At 68.9% G+C, this 5,051-nt stretch carries 4 protein-coding genes; all 4 read left to right on the forward strand.

The annotated features are described in order from the left end of the window. Window positions 1-732: type VI secretion system baseplate subunit TssF (locus tag AC1DOC_RS24805; RefSeq protein ID WP_478130695.1), on the forward strand; the 732-nt coding region annotated here is incomplete at its 5' end. 2 nt (window positions 733-734) lie between these two features. Continuing rightward, window positions 735-1,694 carry a type VI secretion system baseplate subunit TssG gene (gene tssG / locus AC1DOC_RS24810; RefSeq protein ID WP_478130696.1) on the forward strand — a complete coding sequence of 320 codons (960 nt, stop codon included), beginning with the start codon at window positions 735-737 and terminating at the stop codon, window positions 1,692-1,694. Between the two features lie 9 nt (window positions 1,695-1,703). Beyond that, the gene (gene tssH / locus AC1DOC_RS24815) at window positions 1,704-4,385 is read left to right on the forward strand and encodes a type VI secretion system ATPase TssH (protein WP_478130697.1); all 2,682 of its coding nucleotides are present in this window, start codon (window positions 1,704-1,706) and stop codon (window positions 4,383-4,385) included. A 20-nt stretch (window positions 4,386-4,405) separates the two neighbouring features. Next, window positions 4,406-5,051, forward strand: a 646-nt coding sequence (locus AC1DOC_RS24820) for a type VI secretion system Vgr family protein (RefSeq protein WP_478130698.1), incomplete at its 3' end; no start/stop codon positions are given.

Raw genomic sequence — 5,051 nt, forward strand, 5'->3', positions numbered from 1 at the left:
GCCGACGACGGCGACTTCGGCGCGTACTTCTCGCTGCGCCGCGAGCCGCGCCTGGTGTCCGACCGCGCACGCGCGCAGGGCACGCGCACCAGCTACACCGGCAGCGAGGTGTACGTGTCGCTGGTCGACCAGCACGACGCGCCCTTTCCGCACAGCCTGCGCCACATCACCATCGACGCGCTGTGCACCAACCGCGACCTGCCGCTGCTGCTGCCCACCGGGCTGGAGTCGGACTTCTCGCTGCGCGTGTCGGCGCCGGTGCGCGGCATCCGCATCCTGCGCGGGCCGTCGCGGCCCTATCCGGCGCTGGCGGAGGGTGCGCTCACCTGGCGCCTGATCAGCCACCTGGGCCTCAACTACCTGAGCCTGACCGACGTCGACGCCACGCAGGGCGCGGCCGCATTGCGCGAGATGCTCGACCTCTACGGCAACCTGGCCGACCCCGCGGTGCGCCGCCAGATCCAGGGCGTGCGCTCGATGGCGCTGGCGCCGGTGTTCCGCCGCCTGCCCGAGCCGGGGCCGATCGTCTTCGGGCGCGGGGTGGAAATCGCGCTGAAGATCGACGAAGTGGCCTTCTCGGGCGCGAGCCCCTATCTCTTCGGCGCCGTGCTGGAGCAATTCTTCAGCCGGCACGTGTCGCTCAACGCGTTCACCGAGTTCGCGCTCTCCAGCCTGCAGCGCGGCGAGATCGCGCGCTGGACGCCGCGCATCGGACGCCGCCCCGCCGTATGAGCATGCGCACCACAGCCGAGCTCGCCGACGATTCGCAGCAGGCGCCGCCGGCTGCGGTCGAGCATGCCGCGCCCGAGCATGCCGCGGCACCCGCGCGGCGCGGTGCGGCCGAAGCCGATCCGGTCCTGTGGGCCGGCCTGGTCGACCAGCCTTTCGAGCACGACCTGTTCATGCTGCTGCGCCGCCTCGATGCGCACGGCAGCCATCCGCTGCTGGGCCGCGCGCCGCGCCCGCTCGACGAGCCTTTGCGGCTGGGCCAGGAGCCGTCGATGGCCTTTGCGCCCTCGAACGTCTCGGGCGTCGATGTCGACGGCGACGGCCCGCCGCGCATCTCGATCTACGGCTTCGGCCTGTTCGGCCCCAACGGGCCGCTGCCGCTGCACCTGACCGAGTACGCGCGCGAGCGCAAGCGCCACCACAGCGACAACACGCTCAGCGCCTTCGCCGACCTGTTCCATCACCGGCTCATCCTGCTGTTCTACCGGGCCTGGGCCGATGCCCAGTCGGTCAACAGCCTGGACCGCCCCGACGGCCACCGCTTCGTCGACTACGTGGCCAGCCTCATGAACATGGGGCAGCCGGGCCTGAAGGAACGCGACCGCATCGCCGACCATGCGCGCACCTTCATGGCCGGGCACCTCGTGCGCCAGACGCGCAACCCCGAGGGGCTGATCCAGATCCTGCGGCTGTATTTCGACGTGCCTGTGCGCGTCGAGGAGTTCGTGAGCGACTGGGTGATGCTCGACGAGCGCGAGATCAGCCGCATCGGCACTTCCGGGCGCAACCAGAAGCTGGGCGCCGGCGCCACCGTCGGGCTGGCGGTGCGCGATGCGCAGGGCAAGTTCAGGCTCGAACTCGGCCCGCTCTCGCAGCGCGAGTTCCGCGACTTCCTGCCGGGCAGCAAGCGCCTGCAGCAGGTGGTCGACTGGGTGCGCCAGTACGTGGGCATCGAGTTCGCGTAGCTCAATCCGATGCTCTACAAGGCATTGGAGACCGCCACCGCCTTCGCCAAGCTGCGCGGCAATGCCTACGTGGAGTTGGTGCACTGGCTGCACCAGATCCTGCAACTGCAGGACAGCGACCTGCTGCGCATCGTCAAGCGCGCCGGCCTCAACCTCGATGCGGTCGAGCAGGACCTGGTGCGCGCGCTCGACCGGCTGCCGCACGGCGCCACCTCGATCAGCGACATCTCGGAGCACGTCGACAACGCCGTCGAGCGCGCCTGGGTCTATGCGAGCCTGCGCTTCGAGGCCACGTCGATCCGCGGTGCCTACCTGCTCGCGGGCATCGTCAAGACGCCGGGGCTGCGCCAGGTGCTCTCGGGCATCTCGCGCGAGTTCGACAAGATCGTGCCCGACGTTCTCATCGCCCAGCTTCCCGCATGGACCGAGGGCTCGCCCGAGGACGACTTCGACGCCGCGGCCGCGCCGGGGCAAGCCGCCCCGGCGGAGTCCCACCAGGGCGACGGCGCCGCCGCGGGCGGCTCGGCGCTGGCCAAGTACGCGAGCGACCTCACGGCCAAGGCGCGTGCGGGCGAGCTCGATCCGGTCTACGGCCGCGACGACGAGATCCGCCAGATCATCGACATCCTGATGCGCCGGCGGCAGAACAATCCGCTGCTCACGGGCGAGGCGGGCGTGGGCAAGACGGCAGTGGTCGAGGGCCTGGCCTCGCGCCTTGCGGCGGGCGACGTGCCGCCCTCGCTCAAGGACGTGTCGCTGTGGGTGCTCGACCCCACGCTGCTGCAGGCCGGCGCGGGCGTGAAGGGCGAGTTCGAGCAGCGGCTGCGCCAGGTGATCGACGAGGTCGAGAAGAGCCCCAAGCCCATCGTGCTGTTCGTCGACGAGGTGCACACGCTGGTCGGCGCGGGCGGCACCGCCGGCACCGGCGATGCGGCCAACCTGCTGAAGCCGGCGCTCGCGCGTGGGCGGCTGCGCACCATCGGCGCGACCACCTGGTCCGAGTACAAGAAGTACATCGAGAAGGACCCGGCGCTCACGCGGCGCTTCCAGACCATCCAGGTGCACGAGCCCACCGAGTCCAAGGCCGTGGTCATGCTGCGCGGCATCTCGGCCGAGCTCGAGAAGCACCATGGCGTGCTCATCCTGGACGCCGCGCTCGAAGCGGCCGTGAGCCTGTCGCACCGCTACATCCCCGCGCGCCAGCTGCCCGACAAGGCCGTGAGCCTGCTCGACACGGCCTGCGCGCGCGTGGCCCTGAGCCAGCATGCGCTGCCCGCGGCGATCGAAGACCTGCAGCGCCGCATCGAGGTGCTGGGCATCGAGTCGGGCATTGCGGGGCGCGAGGCGGCGATCGGCGTCGGCGAGCACCAGCGCGTGGAAGACATCGCGGCCCAGGTGGCGGCGGCGCAGGCCGAGCTCGGCCTGCTGGAGCAGCGGCGCGCGGAAGAAAGCGTGCTCGTGGAGCGCATCGTGGCGCTGCGCAAGCTGCTCTCGCCCGATGCAGTGCCGGTGCGGGCCGAGGCCAAAGAGGAAGAGGGCGACGAGGCCGAAGCTCCAGTTGAAGCCGAGCCCGCTCCGACGGAGCCCGAAAGAACGCCCGAAGAGATCCGCGCCGAACTCGACCAGGCGCAGGACAAGCTCGTGCAGTTGCAGGGCGAATCGCCGCTCATCCTGGCGGCCGTCGACGCGCAGGCCGTTGCCACCGTGGTGGCCGACTGGACCGGCATTCCGATCGGCCGCATGGTGCGCGACGATGCGCAGTCGGTGCTGCGCCTCGGCGAGATCCTCTCGGCCCGCGTGGTGGCCCAGCCCGACGCGCTGGAGACCATCTCGCGGCGCATCCGCACCGCGCGCGCGCGGCTCGACAACCCGAACAAGCCGGTGGGCGTGTTCCTGCTGTGCGGCCCCTCGGGCGTGGGCAAGACCGAGACCGCGCTCGCGCTGTCGGAGGCGCTCTACGGCGGCGAGCAGAACCTCGTCACCATCAACATGAGCGAGTTCCAGGAGTCGCACACCGTCTCCACGCTCAAGGGCGCGCCGCCCGGCTACGTGGGCTACGGCGAAGGCGGCGTGCTCACCGAGGCCGTGCGCCGCCGGCCCTACAGCGTGGTGCTGCTCGACGAGATCGAGAAGGCCCACCCCGACGTGCACGAGATCTTCTTCCAGGTGTTCGACAAGGGCTGGATGGAAGACGGCGAGGGCCGCCACATCGACTTCCGCAACACCGTGATCATCATGACGTCGAACGTCGGCACCGACCTGGTCATGCAGCTGTGCGAAGACCCGACCCTGCGCCCCGACCCCGAGCCGCTCGCAGCCGCGCTGCGCGAACCGCTGCTCAAGGTGTTCGCGCCGGCGCTGCTGGGCCGGCTGGTTGTAGTGCCTTATTACCCGTTGCAAGCCGACGCATTGCATCGCATCATTCGCCTCCAGCTCGACCGCATTGCCACCCGCCTCGATGCGAACCATGGCATTGCGCTGGACTACGACAACAGCGCCGTCGAACTGGTGGCGCGCCGTTGCACCGCCATCGAGTCGGGTGGGCGGATGATCGATGCGATCCTCACGCACACCATCCTGCCGCGATTGAGCGAAGAAGTCATCGGCGCCACCGTCAGTGCGCGCAAGCTCGCCGGCGTGCGGCTGTCCGCAGCGGGCGACGACTTCCGGTACGAATTTTCCGAAGCCTAAGAAGACAAGGAGACAAACTCATGGCCAGAGTCGTACGAGCGCACACCCCGCTTGGGGAAGACCAGCTCCAGTTCCGCTCGATGCATGGCACCGAGGGACTGTCGCAGTTGTTCGAATTCGAGGTCGACCTGCTGAGCCCGAGCGCGTCGATCGACATGAAGGCGGTGCTCGGAAAACCCATGGCCCTGGAGATCCAGACGGCCGGCGCGCCCCGTTTCCTGAACGGCCAGGTGGTCCGCTTCTCCATGATCGGACGCGAAGGCGGTACCTCGCGCCACACCGTCTATCGTGCTTCGGTGCGCCCATGGCTCTGGTATCTCACGCGCTCCAGCGACAACAAGATCTTCCAGAACAAGACGGTCGTCGAAGTTCTCGAGGACGTATTCGGCGACTACAACTTCGCCTTCGAGAAGAAGCTCACCGGCACCTATCGCCAGTGGGAGCACTGCGTGCAGTACAACGAGACGGACTTTGCCTTCGTGAGCCGGCTCATGGAACTCGAAGGCATCTACTACTACTTCAAGCACGACAAGAACCAGCATACGCTGGTGCTGACCGACGACGTCACGATGCACGAGCCGATGTCCGGCTACGAAACCATCAATTACTTCGCGGCCGATCGCGACGTGACCGAGGACATGGAGGTCATCGACAACTGGCAAGTGA

The sequence above is a fragment of the Variovorax sp. 01T439_2 genome (assembly GCF_056398445.1).